Source organism: Microbacterium gorillae (assembly GCF_050990725.1).
Classification (GTDB): domain Bacteria; phylum Actinomycetota; class Actinomycetes; order Actinomycetales; family Microbacteriaceae; genus Microbacterium; species Microbacterium gorillae_A.
Window position 1 is genome coordinate 2,995,374 of record NZ_CP158844.1, and the last position, 26,450, is coordinate 3,021,823.

The following is a 26,450-nucleotide window of genomic DNA, read 5'->3' on the forward strand; positions in this document are numbered from 1 at the left end:
GCGAACTCACGGACAGATACCGATGGGGCTCACAAGCTTCACCGAGGCAGCCTGCAACTGTCGGAGATCTCGAGTCAGCACTCTGTAACGTTGACAGCAAGACCGCCGAGCGAAGTCTCTTTATACTTCGTCTTCATGTCGGCGCCGGTCTGTCTCATCGTTTCAATCGCCTGATCCAGCGTCACCAGGTGGCTGCCATCTCCGTTGAGAGCCATCCGCGCAGAGTTGATTGCCTTCACGCTCGCGAGGGCATTCCGCTCGATGCATGGAATCTGCACAAGACCAGCCACCGGATCACAGGTCAAGCCCAGGTTGTGCTCCAGCGCTATCTCCGCAGCATTCTCGACCTGCTCAGGTGTTCCCCCTAGCACTTCGGCCAGACCCGCAGCAGCCATGGAGCATGCCGAGCCAATTTCGCCCTGACAGCCCACCTCCGCACCCGATATCGATGCGTTCCGCCTGAAGAGCGTTCCTACGGCAGCTGCTGCAAGAAGGAATCGCGAGATCCCCTTCTCGCTGGCGCCAGGCACGAAATTGCGGTAGTACGAGAGCACGGCAGGCACCACACCGGCGGCCCCGTTCGTTGGCGCCGTAACGACGCGCCCACCGGCCGCGTTTTCCTCGTTCACGGCTAGCGCGTAGAGGTTCACCCAATCCATCGCGTGCAGAGGATCACCACTCGCGTCTTTCGACTTGAGAATACGATACATCCGCGGGGCCCTCCTACGAACGCGCAGTCCGCCCGGCAGCGTCCTCTGTGTACTGCTTACGCCGTTACGAATACACTCCGACATTACATGCCATACTCGCTCGAGATGTTCGTCGAGGGCCGCTTCGGCAGCTTGAGAGAGCTCATTCGCACGCACTACCTGTGCGACCGACAGCCCGCTTTCTGCGCACCTCATGAGCAGCTCGGCCGCGCTGTTGAAGGGATACGGCATGTCGGCCGCATCGGTCGATTCCGGAGAACTGCGTGAAGATTCATCGACTACAAATCCGCCCCCAACAGAGAAATAGGTCCTCTGACCGAGAGTCTGGCCATGCGCGTTCTCGGCGGTGAATACCAGAGTATTCGGGTGCTTGAGATGGCTTCTTCCAGTGCGAAAGAGAATATCCCGGGATGGCTCAAACTCGATCCTTCGTTCTCCCTGCAATCCAAGGAGCCCCGAGGTTTTCACCTCGTCGAGACGAATCGCCGCGCGCGCCGGGTCGATTGTCTCTGGATCCTCACCGAGGAGGCCGAGCACCACGGCCCCGTCGGTGCCATGACCAGCTCCGGTAGCAGCGAGTGATCCAAAAAGCTCGACTCGAATCGAGGCGACGGCATCACCGAACTGACCCGCCAGAAGCCGAAACATCATCGCAGCTCGCATCGGCCCTACGGTGTGGGACGATGAGGGCCCGATGCCGATGGTGAAGAGTTCGCGCGCACTCGTGAATGACATCTTTCAGCTCTCCCCTGAGTGGAACACTTGAGCAGCATCGCGGTGCGGCACACCCCCGCTGAGCAGCTGGAGGATATGGTCGCCCTCGTGAGCGATCGCCTGTCGCGCGGGTGCGATGTACTTGCGCGGATCTGTGACAGCCGGCAGTGATACCAGACTCTGGCGAACGCTCGAAGTGAAAAGACCGTTCAGATGCGTTGACACGTTGACCTTTGCGATTCCTGCCCTCACTGCCAGCATTAGCAGTTCCTCACTCACCCCGGACGAACCGTGAAGGACGAGAGGCGCGTCAACCGCGGCGGCGAGTCGACGGATAAGGATGAGATTCACTGTTCCGGTCCGCTGTTGCATCGCGTGTGACGTGCCTACCGCGACGCCAATGCATCGACGTTGATCTCGGATACGAACGAGGCCGCCTGAGAGGGATCAGTCCGAGCTCCCGGCGCATGGACTCCGTCCTTGACGCCGATCTCTCCTGGTTCGGCTTCCAGTGATGTCCCGGCGCTGTGGCCCACCTCCGCAGCGAGACGAACGGCGCGAGTCCACGTCGCGGGTTGGGTGTTTATCTCGGCTGCAACATGCGTGGACATCGACTCTTCTCCCGATTCGGATACTGGCCAGCGTGGGGACACACCAGGTAACAAGCCGCCCCGCTCGACCTTTGCCCGCCGCGTTGCCATACCGTAGACTGAGCTTAGGCCCTAGGACCCAGGTTTCAAAATTCAAACAGTTGAGCGCTATCTGACCTAACAGGGCGAGGAGCTGTCTATCCGAAGATGCTGCGCGAAAAGCGTCAACGGCCGGGTTGCGATATACATCGCCATCAGGCAATCCGCGCCCACCTTTCATGGCTGATGCGCAGTCGGAAGCAAAGTAGAGGCCTCTCATTCCGGTGACCGTTCGAGATCTATTCGCAGTCGCGCAAACGTCCCATCTCCCCGCGGCGAGGTTGACGATTGCGTTCGTACTCGACGGATGGGGTCAGTTTGAGAGCAGCGAGGTAGCGTTTCAGCTGCGACCAGGAAATGTGGTGTTGCTCCCCAAAGGAAGATCTTGCACATGTCAACCTCGCGGCTTCCTGAGGTCGATCTCATTTGAGCTGGATGACGAGCTTGCAGCGAGCTGGTCGCGCTGGTTGCCTGAAAGCAACGTCATTGGCGGGCGTCTTCGAGGTGCAATCTCGCACCGTGGTTCGCTTGGCCTTCTGGATATCGGGATGGAAGGGATGCGGCATATCGGGCCGCGGCTCGCCTTCATGGCTCAACGCAAGCGGCAGGCCGGAGATGCGCTCGCCGTGATAGCCGACGCTGCAGATGTGACCCATACTGTCGGGATGATGTGTGGTATTCGGCACACCGCTGCAACCGTCATAGGCGGAGCACGCGCACGTCTCCCCCGAAGAGAGGTCGCCACCGCCGTACGGCTGATGCGTGAGGACCTCACACGCAGGTGGACCGCCGGCGAGCTCGCCTCCGCCGTCGCCATCTCGCAGTCTCAGTTGGGCCGACTGTTCCAGGCCGAGTTGGGATTAAGCCCAATGAGCTATCTGTGGCGCATGCGGGTGGACAGAATGGCTGAGCTCTTGGCGACGAAGGCCATGAGCGTTGCGTCCGCAGCCGCGGAGGCGGGGTGGTGTCACCCATCCACGGCGAGTCGCGCCTTCCGTCGTCGGTTCGGGGTAACGCCCCTGCAATTTGCAGCGCGTGTCAGGACTGTCGGGGTCGCCCGACAGCTGGCGGGGGACACCGCTGCGTTTGTCGCTGTTGACCGTGATCTCTGCGAACCGCGGTGACACCGGCCGTGTCACGACCTCACCACTCTTGGCCACGCGCACCTCGCGTGGAATCCCTCGCTGCTCCCCGGTCACCGGATCGCGGCAGTCCACCCAACCCTGATAGGTCTCGCCGTCCGGTGCCGCCTCCGCGCGCACCGCACCGGTCGAGTCCAGCGCGGTCCACTGAGCGACCGCCTCCCCGTTCTCCAGGTAGTGCTCGTCAGCGTGGGAGTGATCCGATTCGAGGTGAGCGCGCGGTGCGCGTCGAATAGCGCGTTCGCGCGATACGCCTCCACGACCTCCCTCGGGGCGATGGAGTGAGCGAGCCAGCGGTAGTAGGGCTTGCGGGCGAGATTGAGGACCCGACACGTTACCACGACGGAAGTCCCGTCAGCGGCGAGCTCTTTCACGAGCGGGGAGCTCATTCTCCCGGCAGATGCGCCTGCGCGAAATACGCCGCCGCGCGGCGCAGCACCTCGTTCTCCTGCTCCAGCAGCCGGTTCCGCTTGCGCAGCTCACGCACGTCGGCCGACTCGGCGACCGTCACGCCGGGGCGGGCATCGTCTTCAACATGAACCTGGCGCAGCCAGTTTTGCAGACACGTCTCGCTGATACCGAAGTCGGGCAACAGCCACGACATCATCACGGAACTCGAGGGGATGGGGCTCGAGCACAATGACATCTTTTCAGCGGCACCCCACGGCACCACAGATCAGATGTCACCTACTCGAGCAGCAGACCCCCTACACCGCGCCAACGGACGCAGGGTCCCGACACGACACATTCACGGCCCTGCGCGTGCCTGAGATGTCAACTCAGGGTTTACTCGCGGCCTTCTCTCGTCGATTGCCGATCGTGTGGAGCACTTGGAGTGGCCCGGGCGTCCGCTGGATCGACGGCGGAAGGCGTGCTCGGGAAGCGTCGGCATGGGTGCTCGGCGAGCGTCCCGGGGCGTACCTGGCTGGCACGGGTTTCGTCGGGCAACGGCGGCGAACATGCTCTGAGAGCAGGTACTCTATGTCGCACGAGGTTCCGCATGCTTACGGGGCCGGTGATCTTCCTGTCGAGATCGACCGGGACGGAGCGGTCATCCTGGGTGGGGACTCTGTCGCGGTCCTTCCCCGACTTGCCGCTGGAGTGGCGGATGCGCTGGTGACCGATCCGCCCTATGGTCTGGAGTTCAACGGGCACGCGTGGGACGGCGCCGCGGGGTTCGCGGAGTCCTTGCCGGACCTGGACGTCACGGCGATGACACCCCCGGAGGTGTTCGAGGCGTGGTGCGCGGCGTGGGCGCGCGGCGCATTGCATGCGTTGAAGCCGGGCGCGCATCTGGCGGCGTTCGGCGGCACCCGCACGTGGCATCGGATGGTGCGCGGGATCGAGGACGCGGGGTTCGAGGTGCGCGATCAGATTGCGTGGCTGTATTCCTCTGGGATGCCCAAGAGCATGGATCTCGCGTATGCACTGGACAAGCGCAACGGGGTGCTGCGCCCGGACCGGGTGGTGCAGGAGTCGGAGCGGGAGGGGGTGCTCGGGGCGACACGTCGTGTCGTGCAGCAGGGCGCACCGGTCAGCGAGGACGCCAAGCAGTGGACGGGCTGGGGCACGGGGCTGCGTCCGTCGTTCGAACCGGTCATCATCGCGCGCAAGCCGATCGCGGGGACCGTGGTCGATAGCGTGCTGACGCATGGCACTGGGGCGTTGCACATCGACGCGTCACGGTTCGGTGAGGGCCGGTGGCCGGCCAATGTGGCGTTGGATGGCGCGCAGGCCGAGACGCTGGATCTGCTGACCGGCTCTTGGCGAGGAACGCCGGCCTCGAGCCGGTTCCCGATCTTCCGGTACGAGCACAAGGCGCCGGGATCGGAGCGGCCCCGCGCGTTCGGTGTCTCGCACTCGACAGTCAAGCCGCGGTCGTTGATGCGGTGGCTGGTGCGCCTGCTCACCCCGCACGGCGGGCTCGTGTTGGAGCCGTTCGCCGGCTCGGGCGCGACGGTGGAGGCGGCGCTGGAGGAAGGGATGCGGGTGGTCGCGATCGAGAAGGACCCCAGCTTCGTCCCGCTGATCGCCTCACGCATCGATCGCGTCGCGATGCGGCACAACGCGTCCTGACCCGCCTGTCGACCGGGTGGCGGCCGGGGTGGTTGAGAAGACCACGGAAGGAAGCGACCATCGAACGCTCGTAAGCGGCGCCTACCTCTGTGATGCGCGCGAGGCGTGCGCACCGGAGAGGTAGGAGGGACCATCATGGCGGAGCTTCCCGACGACGGTGACCGCGGCGAGCTGTGGCGTGTGCGGGTACCGGTCGTGTTCGACATCGCCGCACGCTCGTGGGCGCACGCTCGCGGGATCGTCGATCAGGCGCTCACCTCGCGGTCTATCGGAGCGCTGGCCGCGCCCGAGGGACGCGAAGGCATCCGCGGCTGGTCGCATCAGGAGGACTCCTACCCGGGGTTGAACACGTCGGCGTCCACGCAGCAGACGTTCCTCGCAGACCTGACCACGATTGAGGTGCTCCGCACTCTCGTGGAAACCGAGGCGCAGGTGCCGGGAACGCTGCGCGTGCTGACCGATGCGGAGCTGCAGCAGCTGCGCATCACTCTGGCGGCGGCGGACCGGTACGTGGAGATCCCGAACCCGGAGTACCCCGAGTCCGATCCGCTGTTCGCCGGCCACGCCAGCGAGGCGGCACCCGAGCTGCCCGACGGATTGTACGAGGGCAAGGACTTCAGCGGGCGGCCGGTCCGCCTCGCCGTGGGTCCGTCCCGCCTGAGCCCGCTCGGGCGCACAGCCGCAGCCCTGCCGGTGGGCAACGTGGACTCCCGTGCCTTGGCCCAGATCACCGAGGCGCTGCAAGGCTACGACCGCACCCAGCACCCGTCCGCCGCACTGGAGCAGATCTCCCACCTGGTGCGGGCCGCAGGTCACGACGGCCTGGACTCCCGGGAGCTGCTCGCCAACCGGGCGGCGAGGACGCGGCCGCAGGTCGTCACGGTCGGGGTGATCACTTGGTCCGACGACCCCGACGTCGAGCCCTCGATCCTCATCGGCTCCCGCGGCACCGATCTCGCCCGCCGCGTCGCGACCCAGCTGTACGAGGAGCTCGCAGAGTCCGAGGCCTTCGCCGGCGGCCGCGAGTTCATCGACAAGCACACACCGATCCAGCAGTGGAACACCCCCGAGGATGTCGATCAGTGGCTCGAGGCTCTCGCAGAGGAGACCCCGATGCCGCGGGCGACCATCACCCAGCTGCCCGTCGCCGATCTGACCGGTCCCGGTGGGCAGTACGAGCGGGACCTGTCCTACGCGCTCGCCCGCCGTGCCTCGCAGCTCGCCACGGGAGACGCAGCGTCGTCCCGATCGGACACCGGGTCGGCACACGAGCTGTGACCTACCTGACCCTCAGCACCCACGGCAGGACGAGGAGCACACCATGACCGACGCAGAGCAGAAGTTCACCATCCCGGTCGTCTTCGAGGTCGCCGGGACGACGCGGGAGCAGGCGGCACAGGTGCTGCACGCGCTGCTGTCCCGAGCGGACCGCTTGTTGACCGACGCTGCACCCCTGCGCGAGCTCGGCGACGTCTTCTACCCGCTGGAGGATCGATGGTTCCCCGAGGCCGGGCTGAAGCACATCGACGGGAACAGTCACGCCGACCTGCGGCTGCGAGAACCGCACGCGTTCGCCGACACCTATGCGGAGACTCCGGTGTTCGACATGCTCGCCGAGATCTTCCCCGAGGAGCCGGACCCGGATGCGTTCCGTGATGAGCACGGTGTGGTAGATGAGAACGCGTATGGTGCGGCGTTCGACGAGTTCACCGAGCAGGCACTGGATATCGCCATGTACCTGCGGCGTCCCACCTACCTCCTCGAACGTGTCGAGGAGATCCAGCGGCTACGCGAAGGCATCGCGGCACTGCTCGAGGAGCAGCCGTTGCCGGCGGAGCCGCGCCGCCAGGACTACCTGGTCACGATCGCACCCGGCTACGAGGGTGAGATCGAAGGAGCCCGTTACGCCTGGGACCACGCGCAGTGGCAGGCAGACTTCAACCGGATCGCAGGGGCCCGCGAGCAGCGGCTGCGCCACCTCCTCGACACCGACACCGTGACCGCGACTTCGTCACCGCGCGAGCACCGCGCGGTGACGTCTCGGCAGGGTGAGGGAGCCGAGCCAGAGACGTACGAAACAGCGCGGTCTGCTCGATTGACCTCACCGGCCGTAGACGCCTCACCCGCGCAAACCCAGCCACCCGAAACGAAGGAGCTGTGGACCTACCGCGTTCCGGTTGAGTTCGAGGTCTCCTCGCACACCGCAGACGAGGCGCGCACGTTGGTCGACGACGGCCTGACCGGCGACGCTCCCCCAGGAACACCCGCGGCCGTCCAGCGGCGGCAACGTGTCCTGGCGGATGGCGACGTGCACGGAGTGCTCGGCTGGCGCCACCTCGGAAACCACGACACACCCCCGGCGCCCTCCTCACGCCTCGAGCGGGGAGCACTGCTGTCAGACCTGCTGCGCGATCGCAGTCACCGGCTCACCGGGCACGAGGCCACCGGAGACCCGGAGGCAGACGGCCGCGGACTACACCCGGATCTGCCCGGCCGGTGACCGGCTACGTGTCCGGCCACTCGACGTCGCGTCCGGACGGGAGAAGTTCGGCAACCTCAAGCTGGAGTGCCTGCGCCAGGCGCACGAGCATCTTCAGCGAGGGGTTGGCCGGTGACCCCGGCTTCCAGAACCCGCGCTCGAGCTGCTGGTAGTGCGTGCGCGTGAGACCGGCCCGGTGGGCAAGGTTCTCCTGCGTGATATCCAGCGCGATCCGGCGACGTTGCAGTTCGATTCCGAGGTCCTTGGCGTACTCCTCCCAAGACGAAGGCGCGGGAGAGGAAGGCATCCCCTCTACGCTGACGAGATCCACCTCTATCGTCAGCCAGAAATATCCGGCATAATCTATCTGGCTTGAGGTCTCGAGCCTCCCGCCTGCGCTCAGCACCATCGGCAGCGCTGCGATCGCCCGCTCCCCCGGCGCATCGGACGCGAGTGGTGCTCGACTCGCGCATCTTCGTTGCTCAAACGCGCATGTTGCATCGAATCGCTGGACGGAACTTGACCCGTCGCGTTCGGATCGGTAGACGCCGCACCTGCGTACTCGAAGCAACCAAGGCCCTGCGTCGAGGCCAGGTTAGCGGCTCCGGTTACCGACTGATGACGCGCACCTGACTCTTGCAGTTCGGCGCTCGTCGCCTGAGCTGCGGGAGGAGGCGAACATGATCGAGACGCTGCACGAGACCCTGAGCGCCGTGCGTGCGCACGACGGCACCATGCGGGAAGCCGCCCTGATATATGCGGCCGCCGGCCTGGACGTGTTCCCCTGCGTCCCGGGCGGCAAGCAGCCGCTGACCACGCGCGGATACCGAGACGCGACCACCGGTGCACGCCGCATCCGTGGATGGTGGGCATGGAAGCCGCAGGCGAACATCGGCATCGCCACGGGACACGGGCTGGACGTGCTCGACATCGACGTGCATGCCGGCGGCGACGGCTACCGCACTCTCGAACGCCTCCACCGGACGGGCATGGTCCCCGGAGCGCTCGCCGCGGTGCGCACACCGTCCGGCGGCACGCATCTGTACTTCCCTTCCGATCCTGACCGGCCGCAACAGACGTGGTCACGCGGCACACGGCACGTCGACTTCCGCGGCACCGGCGGCTACGTCCTCGCCCCACCCTCGACGGTGATCGACCAGGGACAACGAACGGGATACACGATCCTCACGCTCAACGCGGAACCGCGCCCGGTCGACGGCGACCGGATCCGCGAGCTGCTCACCCCCATCCGCCCCCGCGTCACCACACCACGAAGCGACGCAACGTCACGGGGCGGCGAAGAACTGACCCGCTGGCTCTTCGGCGCGGTCAACGGCAACCGGAACGCCAGCCTGTTCTGGGCATCATGCCGCCTGGCCGAGCAGGGCTACGACGAGCAGGGCATCCACGATCTGCTCGACCGGCCCGCGCTCGCCGTCGGTCTCGGTACCCGGGAGATCGAGGCGACCATCCGATCCGCCTGGCGCACCATCCAGCTCACACCCGCTGCCGATGACGGGGGCCGGTCGCCCAGTGCGATCCGGGGAGCCGTGCGGCGATGAGCACGCCCGCCCCGCCCCGCACCGCCCCGCCGGCGGATGCAGGCGTGGCCGGGCCCGGAAGCGGTGTGCCGCGCCTGGTGATCGCCAGCAGCGTCACCGGCACCCTGGTGCTCGCGCTGGGCGCGTTCTGGCTGTCCTTCACCACGCTGCAGGACCTGGCGATCATGGCCGGTATTCCCGCCGGGCAGGCGTGGGTGTGGCCGCTGATCGTGGACGGCGTGATCCTCGAGGCCACCATCTCCGTCGTCGCGCTGCGCAACCAAGCACCGGCCGCGCGCCGCTACGCCTGGCTGCTGCTGGCCTCCGGCGCCGGCGCGTCCGTCGCGGCGAACATCACCCACGCGATCGTCGCCGCCGACGCCCGCGTGCCCGCGGTGGTCGCGGCACTGGTCGCCTCGGTGCCACCGCTGGTGCTGTTGGCGATGACACACCTCACCGTCGAGCTCACCCGCAACGCCGCCCCCACCCGCAGCGACGCGACACCGCCGGCTCGTGAGGACGAGCGCGCCAAGCCGCGCGCCGAACGGACGCGCCCAGTGTCCGCGGGGCGGGATCGAGCACGCGGCGATCGGGAGACACGAGAACAGGCAGCGCGGCTCGCAGCCGACGGGATCTCGCAACGGCAGATCGCAGCGCAGCTGGGCAAGCACCCGACCACGATCGGCCGGTGGCTGGCCGTACCTGACGAGGACACGGAAGGAGACCCGTCATGACCGACCCCACACCCTCTGATCCCGCAGGCAGCGGGAACCCGCCCGACGCGGAGCGCCCAGGTGCGGAGCGTGCCGACACCAAGCGCCCCGATACGGAGCGCGCTGATACGGAGGGCGCGCACGTGATCGCCCGCCACGGCGACCCGAGCGTGGGCCGCACGCCCGCACCGGCCGGACACCCGGACACCCATGTGGAGTGGGTGCGTCCCACTGACATGGCCGCCCGCGCCGGCGCGCGTGTCATGGAGAAGACCGCGGACGTGAACCAGGACGTCCACGAGCTCGTCCGCCAGGCCTCTCGCGACGGCGCCGCCCGTATCCGCCGTGCGCTGTCGCACCGCGAGGCGGATCTGGTCCCTGATGTACCGACCAGCCCCGCGCAGCCCGTGCTGGGCAGGCAGGGGGTGAGCCGGTGACCTCTGCCTGCCCGGGCAGCCACCCGACGCCCGGCCCCGCATCCACCACCTGACCGACCACCCGCTGCCGCGACTCGCGGCGGCCCCGTGCACCGCGACAGGACCGTGTGCGTCGCGGCGCGGCTCAGTGACGCCTGAAACGAGCGCCCCGCCTGGAGGCACACGCCACCGGTGAGGGCGCGGCGGGTGTCTCGCGGATGCGGGTTCATACCTCGCTTACACCCAGATCCGCCCAGGGAGTCGCTATGCACGATCCATCCGTCCCGGACCAGACGAGTCCGGACTTCACTACCCCGGAGGGCCTGCGCCAGGTCCTCATCGACCTGAACACGCACAACGCATGGGCGACCAGCTCGGTGGCCGCCGAGCTCATGGTCTACGCCACCGCGAAGTACACCCCGGTCGCCCGCGCCTGGCACCGCGACCCGGCCGACGCCGCCTACGAGGCCTTCATCGCCATGCGCCAGTCCACGACGGTGAAGGCCGACGACCCATGGGCGGTGGTGACCCGCGCGGTCGCGCTCGGCATCGCCGCCGAGGCGCACGCCGATCGGGACATGACCAGCCAGGACAAGGCCCGCCGCCCCTCCAAGCGCCCGAACGAAGAGCCGGTACGTGCGGGGCACTACGAGGAGTTCTTCTACGACGTCCACCCTCACGCCACCGGGCTCGTCGGCGGCGCCGGCCGTGACGATGACGGCTCCGCGGACCCGGTGATCCGCACCGTGTGCGTGTTCCTCGTCGTCGCCGGCTGGCCCGCCCGACAGGTCGAGCAGGCCGTGGACTACATCGCCCACCGCGTCGCGTCCCTGTCCTCGGGCGGGTCCGCGGTGGAGATCGTCTCGAAGGACCTCAGCATCGCGGTGCGGTTCGGGTACCGGCGGGAGGAGTGGGCAGAGCTCGTGCGCCTCCTCGTCGGGATCCCTGCCGGGCGCCGCCGGGCCGGGCGGTACGGGCTGCTGGCGCGCGTGCTGCTCGGAGACGACGTCGCGGACCTGCTCTCCGATACGGCGCTGGTCGACGTGGTGCGCCGGATGGCGCCCGTACCTGGCGTGCGGGAAGGACGGTGAGCCGAGGTGGCGCGCGGGCATCTGGTGCTGGAGCAGGCGATCGACCAGATCCGTCGCGGCTCGCAGTACCGGCGCGACCCGGACGAGGACCTCGACGAGCTGTGCGGGTCGCTGGAGCGGGTCGGGATCCTCAACCCGCCGGCGATCACCGAGGACGCGGTGCTGATCACCGGGAACCGGCGCCTGGCCGCGATGGAACGCCTGGGCTGGCGGGTCACCCCGGTGTGGGTGGTCCCGGACGTGTCCGACAAGCTCTCCTACGTCCTCGCGATCCGCGACGAGCAGACCCTGCAGAAGGCCCTCAAACCGCTGGAGCAGGCGGAGCTGTACGAGGAGCTCAAGGCCCTCTACGCGGAGGACGCGCAGCGCCGCGACGCCGCCACCCGGTTCGGGTCCCCGGACCGTGACGCCCGCGTCGCCGAAGCGCGGGACGGGGGTGCCGAATCGGCACCCCCGTCCGGCGGCGGCAAAGCCAGGACGCAAGCGGCCCGCGCGGTCACCGGGCGGGACTCGCGGACCATGCTCGAGCAGATCAACGAACTGCGCCGCATCGCCGCCGACGACACCGAGGACCCGTACGTGCGGCAGGAAGCGGCAGAGGCGCTCATCGAGCTGAACACCGACGGGAAGGTCAACGGCCGCTACCTCGCCGTCAAGACCGCGCAGAACCTCGCCGGCATCCGCCGTGCCGCTGACGACCCCGACGCGCCCGAGACGGTGCGTACGTCGGCGCGGCGGGAGCTGCAGACCCTGGAGAAGCTGGAGCGACCTGCCGAGGTTGCCAAAGAGTCCGGGCTGGCTCTGGCCCGCCTCACCCAGTTGCGCGAGAGCGCCGCTGGCGTGGAGCGGGTGGGGTGGAAGGATGCCGATCCGCTGCTGCGGGAGAAGCACCAGATCCGCAAGCTCGTCGATCTGCTGCGCCGCGAGCACGGCTGGTGGGACCGGTTCGACCCGACCGACTTCGGCCGCCACGCCGACCAGGACCAATGGGAGCTCGTCGACACCTACATCACGGCGGCGGCGACATTCCTGGACGCAGCGCGCACGGCGCGGGAGGAGACAGCCGATGCCGACGTTTGAGGACCCAGCAAAGGACGCCGACGAGCTCGGCGAGGCCGCTCGCGGGCTGGCCTACGCCACCCGCCGCATCTCCGTCCCGGACGACACCTACCGGGTGCTGGGCTCGATGCACTCCGCGCTCACGAGCGTGCAGCAGTCCCTTCGGCAGCTGGCGGACTGGCACGAACGGCACAGCCCGTTCGCGGCGACCGATGATGGAGACCGAGCCGCGGGCCAGGAGCAGGCGGCCAAGGCGTCGGGCTGGCTGACGATCGCCGCCGCATCGCTGGACCAGGTCGTCCAGCTCGTCATGACCGCGCACAGCGAGAACGGCCGGATCGCCTGGCACCCCGAGCCCAGCCCGCTCGATCAGGCCCTTCAGGAGCGTTCCGCAGCCCTCGACGCGGACGCCCCGGCAACCGAGCAGGCGCGTGAGGACATGGGGCGCCGGTTGGAGTGACCTGCGTGGGTGCGCACCTGTGAGGTGCCAGACGACTCGGACAGGAGGCACCTCGTCATGACCGACCCCGCCCGCAACGGCCCCGACCGAACCCGCCGGCTTCGGCTGATCATCTCCCTCGCTGCCGCCGGCATCATCCTGGCCGTACTGACCGGCGTCGGGATCTACGGCCTGGTCGCAGGCCCGCCCAGCCCGCGCCCGGGACCGGCCGACCCGACGGGATCGTCGACGCCGGACACCATCGCGCCGACGTCTCTGACACCCGGCGCTACGGAGCTGGAGCCGCTGCCGGAGACGAGGAGCCCGGAACGGTTCGCCGAGGCCGTGACGGAGGCGCTGTTCGTGTGGGACACGTTCACCACCTTCGGCCCCGACGATCACCGGGCGGTGCTGCTGGACGCTGCGGACCCGTCCGGCGCGGAGACGCCGGGACTGATCAGCGACCTGTCCCGCTACCTGCCGTCGGATGCGACGTGGCGGGACCTGCAGGAGTACCGCACGGCGCAGTGGATCGACATTGACCGGCTCTACGTCCCCGACCAGTGGTACGAAGCGGTCGCCGCCGCCGACGGACAGCTCGCCGACGGCCTGGTCGCCTACACGGTCGAGGGCACCCGGCACCGCATCGGCGTCTGGTTCGACGAGCAGGTCACCTCGGAGCATCCGGTGGCGTTCACGATGTTCCTGTCCTGCCCGCCGGCCACCGACCGGTGCGTCCTACTGCGCCTGTCGCAGCTGGACAACCCGCTGCGCTGAAGCAGGGGGCGGCGTGATGAAGAAGGCCCTGGTCGCCCTCGTGGCGTGGGTGATGCTGGCACCGATGCTGGCCCTGGTCGGGGTCGCGGTGCTGGTCAACCCGGCGGTGACAAACCAGGCGATGTGCATCGCCAGCGGCGTCGTGCTCGGACCCGTCCCCGACGAGCTGGAGGTCTCCACAGCGGACGGGGCGACGTTCACCCTGAACCGTCAGCAGCTCACCCACGCGGCCACGATCATCGAGACCGGCGCCCGCACGCCCGGGGTCGGACGCGACGGGATCCTCATCGCGCTGATGGCCGCCCTCACCGAGTCCACGCTGCGGCAGCTCGCCAACACCGGCGCGTACCCCGAGTCGGGCGAGTACCCCAATGACGGCAACGGGTCAGACCATGACTCGCTCGGGCTTTTCCAGATGCGCCCCGCATCCGGGTGGGGCACGGTCGCCGAACTGATGGACACCGGCTACCAGGCGCGCGCGTTCTACGGCGGACCGGATGGCCCGAACTATCCGTCGCCGCGGGGGCTGCTGGATATCCCCGGGTGGCAGCAGATGGACAAGGGCGAAGCGGCGCAGGCGGTGGAGGTCTCGGCCTACCCGGACCGGTACCGCAACTACGAGCCCACTGCTCGGACGATCCTGCAAGCCCTCACGACCGGCGGGAGCAGCGGAGCCGGGTCGGGGGTCCCCGGTGACGCGGACATCCCGGAGACCACCGCATTGGTGTTCCCGCTGCCCAACGGCACCTACACGCACACCTCGGACTTCGGGTGGCGCAGCGACCCGTTCACCGGCGAGCGGAGCTTCCACGCCGGCACCGACTGGGCCGCCGCCGACGGCACCCCGATCTTCGCCCTCGCCGACGGGGTGGTCACCTATGCCGGGATGGTCGGCGGCACGTCCGGGCAGATCACCATCGAGCACACCATCGACGGTGAACGCATCGCCACCGTCTACATCCACATGTGGGCGCACGGCATCCACGTCCAAGCCGGCGACCGGGTCATCGCCGGACAGCACATCGGCGACGTCGGCTCCAGCGGCCGGTCCACCGGCCCGCACCTGCACTTCCAGCTGCACCCCGGCGGCGCCGGCGCCTCCCCAGTCGATGCGATCCCATGGCTGGCCGACCACGGTGTCGAAGGGCTCGACGCGCCAACCAGCGGTGGGCCGGGCTGCGCCTTCTAAGACCGCACCACCCGGCCCGGGTGCGCACCTGTGCGGTGACCAGCGTGCTGTGACGGAGAGGAACCGCTGTGGACGTGTACCCGGACTTCGACGCCGTCGGCGGCCGCTCGACCCTGATCGGCATCGTCGGCGCCCTGCTGACGATCACCCTCATCGTCGCGGTGCTGATGCTGATCATCTGCGCCATCGTGTGGGCCGTGTCGTCCTCCACCGGCAACATCACCGCCGCCACCCGCGGCCGGGTCGGCGTGTTCGTCTCCATCGGCGCCGCCGCGCTCGCCGGTGCCGGAGTGGCGTGGCTGAACTTCCTGCTGCGCGTGGGCACCACCCTCTGAAGACGCCATGACCGACACGCAGCCCACCAGTCACCAGCTCGTCCAGCTCCTCGAAGAGGAGCACCGCCCCGGCGGGGCGTGGATGTACCACGCCGACCCGGACTGGTCACCCAGCGCGGCGATCGAGTTCCCCGAACGCATCCTGCTGCGCATCACCACAGCAGCAGGCGACGCCGGATACGTGTGGGGCGTCGAGGAGTGGGACGGACGGGATGAGACCTACCGGCCCGTCCCGGGCGGCGCCGGGTCCGCGGCCACGCCGGAGGAGATGATCGGGATCGCTGCGACGTTCATCGACGAGGAGAACATCGGCGAACCTCTCCCGCTCACCACGTACCCACTAGCCGACGAGCTGGCCGAACGCATCACCGGCGGCTACCCGCACGCGCACTGGCGCTCCTACGTCAACAACGACTACGGCAACGTGCTCGAGTACCCCGAACGGCAACGGCTGACGTTCTGGGACGACGCGAACTTCATGGGCTCCATCGACGGGTACACCTGGGTGATGGAGGTCTGGTCGACCCGTCATCAGAACTGGGTCGAGGTCGAACCGTTCAGCGACGTCCTCTCCATCACCGAGCTGCGTGCGGTCATCAGCACCTTCCACGACGAGAACGAACGCGACCTCGCCGACGAACGAGCCGTGCTCCGGGGCGGCGGCGAACCGACGGCACGGGCACTGGCCCGTGATGCCGTGCACGCCTCACACAGGGCGACCCGGCTCACCGAACAGCTCGCCGCACGCGCCGCAGAGCTCGACCCAGACCCTGCCGGCGCGAGCGGCCTGCGGAGAGGCGTCTCGCGCACCTCGCCCGCCGCCCGGCGGCTGGGTCTGTAACCGGAACGCGGGGTCCGCACCTGTCGCGATGAGCCCCGCACCGGGCAGGGCTCACACATTCGTGAAGGAGCCCCACATGACCCTCATCCTCGACGCCCTCGCCCAGACGGCGACCGTGCTGCCGGCGCAGATCGACATCAACCCCAACGATTCCGGCCTTCCGGGCATCGCAGCTCTCCGCACCATCGTCGGCGCCGTGATGACCGTCGGACTCATCCTGTCCGTGCTCGCCCTGATCATCTCGGCCGTGGTCTGGGGCTTCGGCGCCAACAGCTCCAACCCCCACCTCGCCTCCCGCGGGAAGCTCGGCGTGCTGATCTCCTGCGGCGCCGCGATCATCACCGGCGCTGCTGTCACGCTGATCAACTTCTTCTGGAACGTCGGCCAGACCGTCTCCTGACCCGCCCCCTTCGACTCATGAGAGGAGGGGAACGGTATGGACGGGATCTGTGACGTCCCCATCATCAGCAACGTCTGCGACGTCGCCGGCGAGACCGCCGCGACGCTGATCAGCGCCCCGTTCGACTGGCTCGCCCAGGCCGTCGGGCAGGCCGCGTCCTGGATGTTCCAGGGCGTGTGGTGGCTGTTCGACACCACCACCCTGGTCGACCTGACCGCACCCGGCTACATCACCGTCTACAACGTGATGTTCGGGATCGCGATCTTCATCATGCTGATCTTCTTCTGCCTGCAGCTGATCACCGGCCTCATCCGCCGCGACCCGTCCGCGTTGTCCCGCGCCGCCCTCGGGCTCGCACGCAGCGTGCTCGGCTCGTTCCTGGTGCTCACTCTCACCACCACGCTGCTGGAAGTCGTCGATCAGCTCACCATCGGGGTCATCCAGGCCACCGGCACGACCTTGGAGGAGATGGGCGCCAAGATCGGGCTCCTCGTCGCCGGGCTCACCGCGATCAACCTGACCGCCCCCGGGGCCGGGGCGATCATCACGATCTTCCTGTCGTTCCTCGCGCTCACCGCCGCGGCAATCGTGTGGTTCAGCCTGCTGATCCGCAAAGCACTCATCCTCGTCGGTGTCGCGCTCGCCCCAATCGCCCTGTCAGGCGGGTCCTGGGATGCCACCCGGGGGTGGTTCGGGAAGTGGGCAAGCTTCGTGCTCGCGCTGATCTTCTCCAAGCTGGTCATCGCGGTGGTGTTCCTCGTCGCGATCAACCAGACCAACGCGCCGATCGACTTCGACCTCGCCTCGATCGCCGACCCGGTCGCAGGGATCGTGCTCATGTTCGTCGCCGCGTTCGCCCCGTACATGGTGTACAAGTTCATCTCGTTCGTCGGCTTCGACATGTACCACGTGATGTCCGCCGAACAAGAGGCGAAGCAGTCGATGAATCGGCCGCTGCCGATGTCTGGCAAGCCCGACGGACCCGCCCCCAAGCAGGTCCTCGACGGCGCCGGCGACGACGGACCCGGCGGCGCCGGGGGTGGTGGCGGGCCCGGCGGACCACCGCCACCGCCGCCCGGAGGCGGCCAGGCGGCCCCCGCCGGGCAGAGCACGGGGGCTGGTGCGGGTGCCGCGTCCGCCGCGGGTGGAGGCGGTGCCGGTGCGGGAGCAGGCGGAAGTGCGGCGGCGGGCGGTGGTGCAGCTGCCGGTGGCGGCGGTGCCGCAGCGGGTGCCGGCGCGGGCGCCGCGGCCGGGCCGATCGGGATCGCCGCGGTGGCTGGCGCGAAGATCGCCAAGGGCGCCGCGGAAGCCGGGCCCAAGCTCGGCGGTGCGATCGGTCGCAGCGCCGAAGGACACGCCTCCGCGGCGCAGGAGGGCCAGAGCCCGCCTCCCGCCGGTGCCCAGCAGCAGCCTCCGGCGAACGCCGCGTCCCAGCCGCCCGCGCAGCGACGGTCCCAGCCGAGTTCCCCCTCCCAGCCGACCACGTCGGCGCCGCCGCCGCAGGCCCCGGCGGAGCCACGCACCTCACCACCACCAGCGGCGCCGCCCCCGACGGATCCGGGCAAGCGGTAACGCCCATCGGGCACGTCGAGAGGAGGTGAACTCGCCCCGCTCCGGAAGCGGCGGCGCACCCGGCTGGGTCAGCTGTAGCGACCTGACCCAGCCGCGGAGCGTCGCCGCTTCCGCGCGTCCGGGCGGTGCCCGGCGCGTACCTGGCAGACGACCACACCGTATGCGTCGTCCGAAGGAGCGTCATGGCCACCACCGACTACGAGCTGAGCCCGGTGAAGTTCTCCCGGCTCACCACCCGCGGCATCATCCTGGGCCTGTCGCTGCCGCAGGTGATCGCCCTCGCCACGGGCGCGGTCATCTTCATCGCCGCCCTCTACGCCGGCGGCCCCGCAGCCCTCTACACCGCCCCAGCGTGGCTGACGTTCGCGGCGCTCGCGGTCGTCGGAGTCGGCGGGCGCAAGCTCATCGAGTGGGTGCCGATCACCGGGCACTGGGTCTGGCGGAAGGCCGCCCGGCAGACCGCGTACCGGCGCCGGATCGTCAAGCTCCGCCCCGCCGGCACCCTCGCCCTGCCCGGCGACGCGGCCGCGCTGCGACAGTACGAGGACCCCGAGTCCGGGGCGGTGATGGTGCACGACCCGCACGCGCAGACCCTGACCGCGATCCTGGAGGTGACCCACTCCGCGTTCGTGCTGATGGACCCCGGTGAGCAGGAGCGGCGCGTGCACGGCTGGGGCCGGGTGCTGTCCACCGTGTGCCGCTCCGGACGCATCGCCCGCGTGCAGGTCCTCGAGCGCACGCTCCCGGATTCCGGCTCCGGTCTGTCGCAGTGGTGGACCGAGCACGGCAGAGACGACGGGTCGTGGGTCGCGAAGACCTACGCCGAGCTGATCGAACGGGCCGGGCCCGCCGGGGAACGCCACATCACCACCCTGTCCCTCGCATTGGACATGCGCGCCGCCTCCCGGCAGATCCGCTCCGCCGGTGGCGGGATCAAGGGCGCCGCCGAAGTGCTGCGGCAGGAGATGCACACCCTCACCACCGCTCTGCGCGCCGCGGACCTGAAGCCCTCCGACTGGTACACCCCTGGGGATCTCGCGGTGATGCTCCGCACCGCCTACGACCCGCAGATCGCCGCCACCCTCGACCGGGCCGGTGACATCGGCCGCGAGCTCGCCACCGCCGGCCCCGTCGCGGTCGAGGAGACCTGGAACCGGCTCCGGTCAGACTCCGCCCACCACGCGGTTCTGTGGGTGTCGCAGTGGCCCCGCTCGCAGGTCTACCCGGGATTCCTCGCCCCGATCCTGCTCTCCAGCGGCATCCGCCGGGCCGTGACGCTGCTGTATGACCCGGTGCGCTCGGACCAGGCCGCCCGCGACATCCGCAAGAAGAAGACCGAGTACATCAGCGACCAGAGTCAGCGGCAGCGGATCGGGCAGATCGAGGACGCCTCCCAGTCCGCCGAGTACGCCGACGTGCTCCAGCAGGAGGCGGACCTCAGCGCCGGGCATGGCGTGCTGCGCTACACCGGTCTGATCGCCATCTCCGCCCCGAGCATCGACGATCTCGACGCCGCGGTCGCCGCAATCGAGCAGGCCGCGATCCAGGCCTCCTGCGAGACCCGGCTGCTGGTCGGGCAGCAGGCGCAGGCGTTCGTCGCCGCAGCTCTGCCGCTGGGCCGCGGCCTGTGACCCGCACCTGACCACCGGAAATCACAGGCGAAGGGAACGGGGTGCGCGATGGGCGCGGACGACACACGCAGGAAGCTGTACTCGACCGTCCTGGTCGAAACCGGTAAGGGCGACCGGAAGGCCAGACGGCAGCGGCAGCGCGCCGCACGTCAGGTCCTCGCGCAGGACCAGGCCACCACACGCGCCGAAGCCAAGGCGCGATACGAGGCGGAACGGGCCGAAGCCCGCGCGACCACATACCTGCCGCGTGGCGGTGAGCCGGGGCCGGCGGCGCTGCGATCCCCGCGACGGTTCCGGGTCCCGGCCCACCAGGACACGTCCGCGGCGTTGCAGGGCGCGTACCCGTTCCTCGCCGAGGGCGGCCTCGGCTCGAACGGAGTGTTCGTCGGCCAGGACCTCTACAGCTCCGGATCGTTCGTCTACGACCCGTGGGTGCTCTACCAGCGGGGCATCATCACCGCCCCCAACCTGGTGCTGGCCGGGATCGTCGGCAGCGGCAAGTCCAGCCTGGCGAAGTCGCTCTACACCCGGTCGATCGCCTTCGGTCGCCGCGTGTACGTACCCGGCGACCCGAAGGGCGAGCACACCCCGGTCGCGCAGGCCGTCGGTGGGAAGGCGATCATCCTCGGCCACGGGCTCGGCGCCCGCCTGAACCCGCTCGATGAGGGCTACCGCCCGGCCGGGGTCGCCGACGACGAGTGGGCCACCACCGTCGCCGCCCGCCGGCGGGATCTGATCGGCGCACTCGCGGAGACCGTGCTGGAGCGGTCGTTGACTCCGTTGGAGCACACCGCGATCGACGTCGCCCTGCGTGCTACGGTCTCACAGAGCTCGGTGCCGATCCTGCCGATGGTGGTCGACCGCATCCTCGCCCCCGACCGCGCCGAGGACACCGACGGACGGCTGGCCGAGGACGGGCGACTGGTCGGGCACGCGCTGCGGCGCCTGGTCGCCGGGGACCTGCAGGGCCTGTTCGACGGTCCATCTACGGTCCGGTTCGACCCGACGCTGCCGATGCTCTCCCTGGACCTGTCCCGCGTCGTGGAGAACAGCACTCTGATCTCGGTGCTGATGACGTGCTCGTCGGCGTGGATGGAGTCTGCGCTGCTGGACCCGAACGGTGGGCAACGGTGGGTCGTGTACGACGAAGCGTGGCGGCTCATGTCGCACCCGTCCCTGCTGCGCCGCATGGACGCCCACTGGCGCCTCGCGCGCCACTACGGCCTCGCGAACCTGCTCATCTTCCACAAGCTCAGCGACCTCGAGAACGTCGGCGACCAGGGGTCGGCGATGCGCGCGCTGGCGTCCTCGCTGCTCGCGAACGCGGAGACCAGGATCATCTACCGGCAAGAATCCGACCAGCTCGGCGCCACCGCTCAGGCGCTCGGGCTGACCGGCACGGAGCGGAAACTGCTGCCCGCCCTGGGCACCGGACAAGGCCTCTGGCGCATCAAAGAATCCTCCTACGTCGTGCAACATCAGTTGCATCCTGCTGAGTTGCAGGCCTTCGACACTCGGTCTCGGATGCTCAATCCCACCGCCGGGCGAGCCCCCGGTGACGGCGCGGGAGAGTCTCTGTGATCGGCCGCGGGCGACGTGCCGAGCGGTCCGGGTCGGTGCCGCCGGTGCTGCCTCAGATTATCGCCGAGGTCGTCTCCGCGGAGCACGTCGTGCTCACCGTGAACGGCAAACGGCTGCCCGCGACCCCGACCCGCCGCGACGAGCTCGGGCCGGCGATCGCCGAGCTCATCGCCCGTTTCGCCAGCCCGACCCGGGTCGAGGTCCGCGAGCTCGACGGCAGCGTCTACGCCGACATCCTCACCCCGAGTCCCACGAACTCGGCAGCGCCTGATGAGCCTCTGACGCAGGCACGGCCGGAGCTGGTGGAGTTCACAGCGGACGGGTTCGTGCCCGGTGAGGACGTCGCGATCGCGCTCGTGCTGCGCCATACCTCCGCCGCAGGCAACGGCACCGCCCGGGCGCTGCTGGACCGTGCCGAACACGCGACCGTAACCGGGGAGCTGATCCTGCTGGGCCGGATCTCCGGGACCACCACGGTGCGCCGCATCGACTGAACTCCGCACCTGCCTCCTGACCTCGCCGACACGCGGCGAGGCCAGGAAGGACCCACCCATGCCCTCCGCCCACCCCAGGCCCGCGAACGACGCCTTCCTCAACATCGCACTCGGCGGCCTGGTCGCCGTCGTCGCCGTCGGCGGCGTGCTCGGTCTGGCCGGCAGTATCGCCGCGTTCCTCACCGGCCATCCGCAACCCACCGCCGGAATCGCCGACGGTCTCGGCGTCCTCGCGACGCCCGCCGACCCCGGCACCGCCTTGGGAACTGCGGGGTTGAACCCGTTCGCATACTGGACGGTCGTGGTCCTGCTGCTGGGAATCCTCGCGACCGCGGGCGTGTTCGTGTGGCGGACGATCAGCCGCGCACGCGCCGCGACGAACCCGCACCACCTTGCCGGCACAGCCAGCGGCGCCGAGGTCGCCCGCGTCGCGTCCCCGAAAGCGCTCGTCAAGCAGGCCGGCACGCTCCGCCCGTCCCTGACCGGCAAGCCCGAGCCGGGCGATGTCGGCTACCTGCTCGGGACGAGCAAGGGCGGTCAGGTGTGGGCGACCGTCGAGGACAGCATCCTCCTGATCGGACCGCCCCGCTCCGGCAAGGGCCTGCACGTCGTCATCAACAGCGTGCTCGACGCGCCCGGCGCCGTGATCACCACCTCCACCCGCCCCGACAACCTCACCGCAACCCTCCGCGCCCGCGAACGCAAGGGCCCCGTCGCGGTGTTCGACCCGCAGCAGCTCGCTCCCGGCTTGTCCGCCGGGATGCGATGGTCGCCGGTGCGTGGCTGCCAGGACCCGCTCACGGCGATGATCCGCGCCAAGGGGCTCGCGACGGCCACGGGGTTCGGTGGGGTGCAGGACGCCGGGTTCTGGGAAGGCAAGACCACCTCCGCCATCCAGGCGCTGCTCCACGCCGCCGCGCTCGACGGCCGCGACGCGAGAACCCTCTACCAGTGGGCGCTGAACCCGACCCTCGCCGGTGATGCCGTCCGCATCCTGTCCACCCATCCCGGTGCGGCCGACGGATGGGCCGACTCCCTCGACGCGATGGTGCAAGCCGACCCCCGCACCCGCGACTCGATCTGGCAAGGCGTGTCCCTCGCCCTGGCCGCGCTCGCGGACCCGCGCGTACTCGACGCCGTCTCCCCAGCGGTCGGTGAGGAGTTCGACCCGGAGTCGTTCCTGCGCGACGGCGGCACGCTGTACCTGCTCGCCACGGGTGCGGGAGCCGGGGCGTCGGCTGCGCTCGTGGCGGCGTTCATCGAAGACCTCGTCGAGGCAGCGCGGAAGATCGCGGCACGGTCACCCGGCGCGCGGATGGACCCGCCGTTGCTGCTCGCCTTGGACGAGATCGGGAACCTCTCCCCGTTGCCGTCGCTTCCCACGCTGATGGCCGAAGGCGGCGGCACCGGCATCACCACCTTGCCCGTTCTCCAATCGCTCGCTCAGGCGCGGGAGAAGTGGGGCGAGAACAACGCCAACGCGATCTGGGACGCCTCCATCGTGAAAGTCATCCTCGGCGGCGCATCCAACAGCCGCGACCTGCAAGACCTGTCCACGCTCATCGGCGACCGCGACGAGACCACCGACAGCGTCACCACCGACGCCTACGGCTCCCACTCCACCCAACGCTCCATTCGGCGGGTCCCGATCCTCCCGCCCGACGTGCTGCGCACCCTGCCGTTCGGCACCGGCGTCGTCATGCTCCGCACCGCCCGCCCGATCATCACCACCCTGCGCCCCTGGCCGAAGCGCGCCGACGCCCCCCAACTGCGCGAGGACCGCGCCCACGTCGAACGCCTCCTGCGACCGGGCGAGTGACCTGCAGGTCGCCGGCCATACCTGACCTGTGACCCCGCACCAGCGGGCGAACCGATCAAGACCCTGAAGGAGGGTTCATGGCCATTCCCACCCGCGAGGCCCTGTCGGGGTTCATCGCCACCGACCCGCAGCTGACCGAGACCAGCAACGGCGGGCACCGCTTCTACGCCCGCGTCGGCATCGAGCAGTTCCAGCGCAACGACGACGGCTCGTTCACGCAGCTGGAGAGCGAGTTCACCAACCTCGTCATGTTCGACAAGGCCGCCGAGCGCGCACACGAGAAGTTCCAGAAGGGCGACAACTTCATCGCCGAGGGCCGCAGCAACGTCCACGAGTACCAGGGCGAGCAGCGCGAGCAGTTCATCGCCTCCCGCATCGGCCACGACAACAACCGCACCACCTACACCGTCGACCGGTCCCGCCAGGAGCGCGCCGGCGCGGACCGCGAGGCGCCGGAGCGGGCGGCCGGAGAACGAGACCCGGCCGCGGTCGCGCTCGCACGGCGCGAGCAGGCCCTCCAGCCCGAGACGACCGCCACCAGCGGCACCGTCCAGGCCGACCGCGCAGCGGTCGCCCGATGAGCCGGGTGCCGCCGGCGGCCCCGCAGCCACCCGCCGGCGGCACCCTTCCCGTTTCCGCCCTGTGGACGTGAAGGATCGACATGCCCGACGTGACTGACCCGGAGGCTCAGCTCCCAGACGACCCCGGCGACGAGGTGCGCCGGATCGTCGAGCAGCAGTACGCCCAGCACATCAACGACGTTCTCGGCGAGGTGCCTCGGCCGATCAACTGGCGCACTCTGCCACCCGAAGACCTCGAGCATGAGCTGCTTGAGCTCAACGCGTGGGTCGACTGGCTCCGGCATGAGTACGGACTGCCCGCGCAGATCATCCCGCCCATGTGGCACCGCCACCCCGAACTGCTCTGGGAGCTGTCCGCGCTCCGCCAGCACTGGCTGTTCAGCTACGACCCCCAAGCCAAGGGGAATCAGGCGCTCGCCTGGCACCACGACTTCGCCGTCGCCCGCGAACGGCTCCGCGACTGGGTCACCATCGCCGGCACCCGCCTGGACCGCGACCGGCTCACCCGCATCACCCCCTGGCCCGGTGGTGAAGCCGAGGGCTGGGCGGAACCCGACACCACCGAGCGGCCCGTGACCGGGCGCACCGAGAACTTCCTCGCCTTCGTGGAGGAGCAGATCCGCACCCGGCAGCAGGAGCAGGACGCGACGATCCGCGAGATCGTGAACACGGACTGGAGCGACCGGCCATGAGCGAGACGATCACCGAGTCGAACCTGGTGTCACCGCTGCTGGACAGCCGGGAGGTCGCCGCCTACCTGAAGGTCTCGGAGGCGACGTTGTCGCGGTGGCGTACTGACAAGAAGGGGCCGCCGTTCCTGCGGATGAGCGGGATCACCCGGTACCGGGTCGACGCGGTCGAGGCGTGGCTGGCGTCGCTCTCCGCCGATGAGCACAGCTGAAAGCGCCCCGGCCGTCCCTCCCTTCGGGGTGAAGGTCACCACCGACCTCGAATACCGTCCCTCCGGCATCCGGGCACGAGCGCGCTGGATCGACCCGCAGAGCAGACGGCGCATTGTGCGGGCACTCGTCGTACCCGACGAAGAGGCCGCGGAGGCGTTCTTCACCGATCTGCTGAAGTCTTCCGAGATCGGCATTGACCGGCGCATCACCTTCGCGGACTACCTGGCGATCATTGGAGACCGGTGGACGCGAGGCCTGGACCCGACCTCGACCGCCGACGGCTACAAGGTCGGCCTGCGTCTGCGCGTGCTCCCCGCGCTCGGGCACCTGCCGCTCTCGCAGATCACTGCCGGGATGATCGACCGCACCATCGATGACTGGGAGAAGGTGCACTCCGCCTCGACGATCAAGAACAGCATCGCGCCGCTCGTGCGCGTGCTCGACGAGGCCGTCCGCGACGACGTCCTCGCCAGCAACCCGGCCCGCAACAGGTCCCGGCGCAGCCTCGGCAAGTCCGCCCTCATCATCCCCGTCGAACAGACCTCGCCGCGCGCTCACGCCCTGCCGGATCTGGCCACACTGAACCGGCTCGCCGACGCGTGCGGGCAGGTGCACCAGAGCTACTCGGACTTCGTCATGCTCAGCGCGCTCCTCGCCTCCCGAGGTTCCGAGATCGCAGGGCTCCGCGTGGGCGACGTCAACAGGGAGACGAGCATCGTGACCATCGAACGGCAGACCTACCCCGGGTCCGGCGGCCTGGTCACCAAGCAGACCAAAGGACGAGCGGCGCGCCCGGTCCCGATCCTGAACGCGCTCAAGCCGGTCTTGGAGCGTCTGACGGCGGATCGCGAGCCCGATGAGCGGCTGCTGCGCGGTCCCCGAGGTGGCGTCCTGACCACAGCGAGCGTGCGGGATGCGACCAAGTGGGACGACCTCGTCACCGAGCTCGGACTGCCTTCGCTCACCCGACACGGGCTCCGACACACCGGCGCGACCTGGATGGCCGACGCGGGCATCCCGCTGCACGTGCTGCAACGCATCCTCGGGCACAAGTCCATCGAGACCACCCGCGGCTACCTGCACCCCGACACCCGCCACCTCGCCTCCGCCGCCGAGCAGGCCAACGCCTTCCTCGACGCCCAAGAACAGCGGCAGGCGCCCTCCCGGACCTCCGGCGGGACGCGGCCCTCACCGCACCGCTGATCTCTGTCACGAGCGTCGAACGGGGCGCCGGTGTCCCGGCTGTGTCCCGGCGCTTG

At 69.3% G+C, this 26,450-nt stretch carries 28 protein-coding genes and 1 pseudogene; 24 read left to right on the forward strand and 5 right to left on the reverse strand.

What is annotated here, in order from left to right; genetic code table 11:
- Positions 1-74: 74 nt before the first annotated feature.
- From ABTV68_RS13805 to ABTV68_RS13815, 3 genes and pseudogenes are all read right to left on the reverse strand, one after another.
- Complete coding sequence (locus ABTV68_RS13805; RefSeq protein ID WP_433674282.1) at positions 75-1,445, reverse strand: L-serine ammonia-lyase; 1,371 nt, start codon at positions 1,443-1,445, stop codon at positions 75-77.
- A 3-nt stretch (positions 1,446-1,448) separates the two neighbouring features.
- Positions 1,449-2,125 (reverse strand): annotated as a pseudogene (locus ABTV68_RS13810) (class II fructose-bisphosphate aldolase).
- A gap of 410 nt (positions 2,126-2,535) precedes the next feature.
- Complete coding sequence (locus tag ABTV68_RS13815) at positions 2,536-2,769, reverse strand: hypothetical protein (RefSeq protein ID WP_433677674.1); 234 nt, start codon at positions 2,767-2,769, stop codon at positions 2,536-2,538.
- 102 nt (positions 2,770-2,871) lie between these two features.
- Here ABTV68_RS13815 and ABTV68_RS13820 point away from each other — a divergent pair, with 102 nt between their 5' ends.
- Positions 2,872-3,237, forward strand: coding sequence for a helix-turn-helix transcriptional regulator (locus ABTV68_RS13820; RefSeq protein WP_433677616.1), 366 nt, complete (start codon positions 2,872-2,874; stop codon positions 3,235-3,237).
- 403 nt (positions 3,238-3,640) lie between these two features.
- Here the strand turns inward: ABTV68_RS13820 and ABTV68_RS13825 are convergent, their stop codons facing one another.
- The gene (locus ABTV68_RS13825; RefSeq protein ID WP_433674283.1) at positions 3,641-3,862 is read right to left on the reverse strand and encodes a transposase; all 222 of its coding nucleotides are present in this window, start codon (positions 3,860-3,862) and stop codon (positions 3,641-3,643) included.
- Positions 3,863-4,236: 374 nt separating this feature from the next.
- Here ABTV68_RS13825 and ABTV68_RS13830 point away from each other — a divergent pair, with 374 nt between their 5' ends.
- The 3 genes from ABTV68_RS13830 to ABTV68_RS13840 all read left to right on the forward strand — a co-directional run bounded on the left by ABTV68_RS13830 (position 4,237) and on the right by ABTV68_RS13840 (position 7,831).
- The gene (locus ABTV68_RS13830; RefSeq protein WP_433674284.1) at positions 4,237-5,331 is read left to right on the forward strand and encodes a DNA-methyltransferase; all 1,095 of its coding nucleotides are present in this window, start codon (positions 4,237-4,239) and stop codon (positions 5,329-5,331) included.
- Positions 5,332-5,466: 135 nt separating this feature from the next.
- Positions 5,467-6,609: a hypothetical protein gene (locus ABTV68_RS13835; RefSeq protein WP_433674285.1), complete on the forward strand. Its 1,143-nt coding sequence runs from the start codon at positions 5,467-5,469 to the stop codon at positions 6,607-6,609.
- 43 nt (positions 6,610-6,652) lie between these two features.
- Positions 6,653-7,831, forward strand: a complete 1,179-nt coding sequence (locus tag ABTV68_RS13840) for a hypothetical protein (protein WP_433674286.1) — start codon at positions 6,653-6,655, stop codon at positions 7,829-7,831.
- A gap of 4 nt (positions 7,832-7,835) precedes the next feature.
- Here ABTV68_RS13840 and ABTV68_RS13845 read toward each other — a convergent pair whose 3' ends face one another.
- A complete protein-coding gene (locus ABTV68_RS13845; protein WP_433674287.1) occupies positions 7,836-8,117 on the reverse strand; it encodes a helix-turn-helix domain-containing protein in 282 nt (93 codons plus the stop codon).
- Between the two features lie 373 nt (positions 8,118-8,490).
- Between ABTV68_RS13845 and ABTV68_RS13850 the strand changes: the two genes are divergently transcribed.
- From ABTV68_RS13850 to ABTV68_RS13945, 20 genes are all read left to right on the forward strand, one after another.
- Positions 8,491-9,372, forward strand: a complete 882-nt coding sequence (locus ABTV68_RS13850) for a bifunctional DNA primase/polymerase (protein WP_433674288.1) — start codon at positions 8,491-8,493, stop codon at positions 9,370-9,372.
- A complete protein-coding gene (locus ABTV68_RS13855; RefSeq protein WP_433674289.1) occupies positions 9,369-10,085 on the forward strand; it encodes a DUF2637 domain-containing protein in 717 nt (238 codons plus the stop codon). The genes ABTV68_RS13850 and ABTV68_RS13855 overlap by 4 nt, the downstream gene beginning before the upstream one ends.
- The gene (locus tag ABTV68_RS13860; protein ID WP_433674290.1) at positions 10,082-10,501 is read left to right on the forward strand and encodes a hypothetical protein; all 420 of its coding nucleotides are present in this window, start codon (positions 10,082-10,084) and stop codon (positions 10,499-10,501) included. The genes ABTV68_RS13855 and ABTV68_RS13860 overlap by 4 nt, the downstream gene beginning before the upstream one ends.
- Before the next feature lie 245 nt (positions 10,502-10,746).
- Positions 10,747-11,571, forward strand: a complete 825-nt coding sequence (locus ABTV68_RS13865) for a hypothetical protein (RefSeq protein ID WP_433674291.1) — start codon at positions 10,747-10,749, stop codon at positions 11,569-11,571.
- Between the two features lie 6 nt (positions 11,572-11,577).
- Positions 11,578-12,651: a ParB N-terminal domain-containing protein gene (locus ABTV68_RS13870; RefSeq protein WP_433674292.1), complete on the forward strand. Its 1,074-nt coding sequence runs from the start codon at positions 11,578-11,580 to the stop codon at positions 12,649-12,651.
- A complete protein-coding gene (locus ABTV68_RS13875; protein WP_433674293.1) occupies positions 12,638-13,090 on the forward strand; it encodes a hypothetical protein in 453 nt (150 codons plus the stop codon). Before ABTV68_RS13870 ends, ABTV68_RS13875 begins: the two co-directional genes overlap by 14 nt.
- A gap of 57 nt (positions 13,091-13,147) precedes the next feature.
- Positions 13,148-13,846, forward strand: coding sequence for a hypothetical protein (locus tag ABTV68_RS13880; RefSeq protein ID WP_433674294.1), 699 nt, complete (start codon positions 13,148-13,150; stop codon positions 13,844-13,846).
- A 16-nt stretch (positions 13,847-13,862) separates the two neighbouring features.
- The gene (locus ABTV68_RS13885) at positions 13,863-15,035 is read left to right on the forward strand and encodes a M23 family metallopeptidase (RefSeq protein WP_433674295.1); all 1,173 of its coding nucleotides are present in this window, start codon (positions 13,863-13,865) and stop codon (positions 15,033-15,035) included.
- Between the two features lie 68 nt (positions 15,036-15,103).
- Entirely contained in the window at positions 15,104-15,370 is a 267-nt protein-coding gene (locus ABTV68_RS13890; protein WP_159499431.1) for a DUF6112 family protein, read from the forward strand.
- A gap of 7 nt (positions 15,371-15,377) precedes the next feature.
- Positions 15,378-16,211 carry a hypothetical protein gene (locus ABTV68_RS13895; protein ID WP_433674296.1) on the forward strand — a complete coding sequence of 278 codons (834 nt, stop codon included), beginning with the start codon at positions 15,378-15,380 and terminating at the stop codon, positions 16,209-16,211.
- A 76-nt stretch (positions 16,212-16,287) separates the two neighbouring features.
- Positions 16,288-16,611: a DUF6112 family protein gene (locus ABTV68_RS13900; protein WP_214390145.1), complete on the forward strand. Its 324-nt coding sequence runs from the start codon at positions 16,288-16,290 to the stop codon at positions 16,609-16,611.
- Positions 16,612-16,647: 36 nt separating this feature from the next.
- On the forward strand, positions 16,648-18,183 hold the full coding sequence (locus ABTV68_RS13905; protein WP_433674297.1) for a conjugal transfer protein TrbL: 1,536 nt from the start codon (positions 16,648-16,650) through the stop codon (positions 18,181-18,183).
- A 182-nt stretch (positions 18,184-18,365) separates the two neighbouring features.
- Positions 18,366-19,814, forward strand: a complete 1,449-nt coding sequence (locus ABTV68_RS13910; protein ID WP_433674298.1) for an SCO6880 family protein — start codon at positions 18,366-18,368, stop codon at positions 19,812-19,814.
- A gap of 48 nt (positions 19,815-19,862) precedes the next feature.
- Positions 19,863-21,395: an ATP-binding protein gene (locus ABTV68_RS13915; RefSeq protein ID WP_433674299.1), complete on the forward strand. Its 1,533-nt coding sequence runs from the start codon at positions 19,863-19,865 to the stop codon at positions 21,393-21,395.
- Positions 21,396-21,439: 44 nt separating this feature from the next.
- Complete coding sequence (locus ABTV68_RS13920; protein WP_433674300.1) at positions 21,440-21,889, forward strand: hypothetical protein; 450 nt, start codon at positions 21,440-21,442, stop codon at positions 21,887-21,889.
- Positions 21,890-21,947: 58 nt separating this feature from the next.
- Entirely contained in the window at positions 21,948-23,708 is a 1,761-nt protein-coding gene (locus tag ABTV68_RS13925) for a TraM recognition domain-containing protein (RefSeq protein WP_433674301.1), read from the forward strand.
- 77 nt (positions 23,709-23,785) lie between these two features.
- On the forward strand, positions 23,786-24,289 hold the full coding sequence (locus tag ABTV68_RS13930) for a single-stranded DNA-binding protein (protein WP_433674302.1): 504 nt from the start codon (positions 23,786-23,788) through the stop codon (positions 24,287-24,289).
- 80 nt (positions 24,290-24,369) lie between these two features.
- Complete coding sequence (locus ABTV68_RS13935) at positions 24,370-24,981, forward strand: hypothetical protein (RefSeq protein ID WP_433674303.1); 612 nt, start codon at positions 24,370-24,372, stop codon at positions 24,979-24,981.
- Positions 24,978-25,190 carry a helix-turn-helix transcriptional regulator gene (locus tag ABTV68_RS13940; protein ID WP_433674304.1) on the forward strand — a complete coding sequence of 71 codons (213 nt, stop codon included), beginning with the start codon at positions 24,978-24,980 and terminating at the stop codon, positions 25,188-25,190. The genes ABTV68_RS13935 and ABTV68_RS13940 overlap by 4 nt, the downstream gene beginning before the upstream one ends.
- Complete coding sequence (locus ABTV68_RS13945; RefSeq protein WP_433674305.1) at positions 25,177-26,394, forward strand: tyrosine-type recombinase/integrase; 1,218 nt, start codon at positions 25,177-25,179, stop codon at positions 26,392-26,394. Before ABTV68_RS13940 ends, ABTV68_RS13945 begins: the two co-directional genes overlap by 14 nt.
- Positions 26,395-26,450: the final 56 nt, after the last annotated feature.

Excerpts from the sequence above, each read along its gene's own strand:
- ABTV68_RS13805 (WP_433674282.1), bottom strand. The coding sequence starts at position 1,445 with ATGTCATTCACGAGTGCGCGCGAACTCTTCACCATCGGCATCGGGCCC.
- ABTV68_RS13815 (WP_433677674.1), bottom strand. The coding sequence starts at position 2,769 with ATGGGTCACATCTGCAGCGTCGGCTATCACGGCGAGCGCATCTCCGGC.
- ABTV68_RS13820 (WP_433677616.1), top strand. The coding sequence starts at position 2,872 with ATGCGTGAGGACCTCACACGCAGGTGGACCGCCGGCGAGCTCGCCTCC.
- ABTV68_RS13825 (WP_433674283.1), bottom strand. The coding sequence starts at position 3,862 with ATGATGTCGTGGCTGTTGCCCGACTTCGGTATCAGCGAGACGTGTCTG.
- ABTV68_RS13830 (WP_433674284.1), top strand. The coding sequence starts at position 4,237 with ATGTCGCACGAGGTTCCGCATGCTTACGGGGCCGGTGATCTTCCTGTC.
- ABTV68_RS13835 (WP_433674285.1), top strand. The coding sequence starts at position 5,467 with ATGGCGGAGCTTCCCGACGACGGTGACCGCGGCGAGCTGTGGCGTGTG.
- ABTV68_RS13840 (WP_433674286.1), top strand. The coding sequence starts at position 6,653 with ATGACCGACGCAGAGCAGAAGTTCACCATCCCGGTCGTCTTCGAGGTC.
- ABTV68_RS13845 (WP_433674287.1), bottom strand. The coding sequence starts at position 8,117 with ATGCCTTCCTCTCCCGCGCCTTCGTCTTGGGAGGAGTACGCCAAGGAC.
- ABTV68_RS13850 (WP_433674288.1), top strand. The coding sequence starts at position 8,491 with ATGATCGAGACGCTGCACGAGACCCTGAGCGCCGTGCGTGCGCACGAC.
- ABTV68_RS13855 (WP_433674289.1), top strand. The coding sequence starts at position 9,369 with ATGAGCACGCCCGCCCCGCCCCGCACCGCCCCGCCGGCGGATGCAGGC.
- ABTV68_RS13860 (WP_433674290.1), top strand. The coding sequence starts at position 10,082 with ATGACCGACCCCACACCCTCTGATCCCGCAGGCAGCGGGAACCCGCCC.
- ABTV68_RS13865 (WP_433674291.1), top strand. The coding sequence starts at position 10,747 with ATGCACGATCCATCCGTCCCGGACCAGACGAGTCCGGACTTCACTACC.
- ABTV68_RS13875 (WP_433674293.1), top strand. The coding sequence starts at position 12,638 with ATGCCGACGTTTGAGGACCCAGCAAAGGACGCCGACGAGCTCGGCGAG.
- ABTV68_RS13880 (WP_433674294.1), top strand. The coding sequence starts at position 13,148 with ATGACCGACCCCGCCCGCAACGGCCCCGACCGAACCCGCCGGCTTCGG.
- ABTV68_RS13885 (WP_433674295.1), top strand. The coding sequence starts at position 13,863 with ATGAAGAAGGCCCTGGTCGCCCTCGTGGCGTGGGTGATGCTGGCACCG.
- ABTV68_RS13895 (WP_433674296.1), top strand. The coding sequence starts at position 15,378 with ATGACCGACACGCAGCCCACCAGTCACCAGCTCGTCCAGCTCCTCGAA.
- ABTV68_RS13900 (WP_214390145.1), top strand. The coding sequence starts at position 16,288 with ATGACCCTCATCCTCGACGCCCTCGCCCAGACGGCGACCGTGCTGCCG.
- ABTV68_RS13905 (WP_433674297.1), top strand. The coding sequence starts at position 16,648 with ATGGACGGGATCTGTGACGTCCCCATCATCAGCAACGTCTGCGACGTC.
- ABTV68_RS13910 (WP_433674298.1), top strand. The coding sequence starts at position 18,366 with ATGGCCACCACCGACTACGAGCTGAGCCCGGTGAAGTTCTCCCGGCTC.
- ABTV68_RS13915 (WP_433674299.1), top strand. The coding sequence starts at position 19,863 with ATGGGCGCGGACGACACACGCAGGAAGCTGTACTCGACCGTCCTGGTC.
- ABTV68_RS13925 (WP_433674301.1), top strand. The coding sequence starts at position 21,948 with ATGCCCTCCGCCCACCCCAGGCCCGCGAACGACGCCTTCCTCAACATC.
- ABTV68_RS13930 (WP_433674302.1), top strand. The coding sequence starts at position 23,786 with ATGGCCATTCCCACCCGCGAGGCCCTGTCGGGGTTCATCGCCACCGAC.
- ABTV68_RS13935 (WP_433674303.1), top strand. The coding sequence starts at position 24,370 with ATGCCCGACGTGACTGACCCGGAGGCTCAGCTCCCAGACGACCCCGGC.
- ABTV68_RS13940 (WP_433674304.1), top strand. The coding sequence starts at position 24,978 with ATGAGCGAGACGATCACCGAGTCGAACCTGGTGTCACCGCTGCTGGAC.
- ABTV68_RS13945 (WP_433674305.1), top strand. The coding sequence starts at position 25,177 with ATGAGCACAGCTGAAAGCGCCCCGGCCGTCCCTCCCTTCGGGGTGAAG.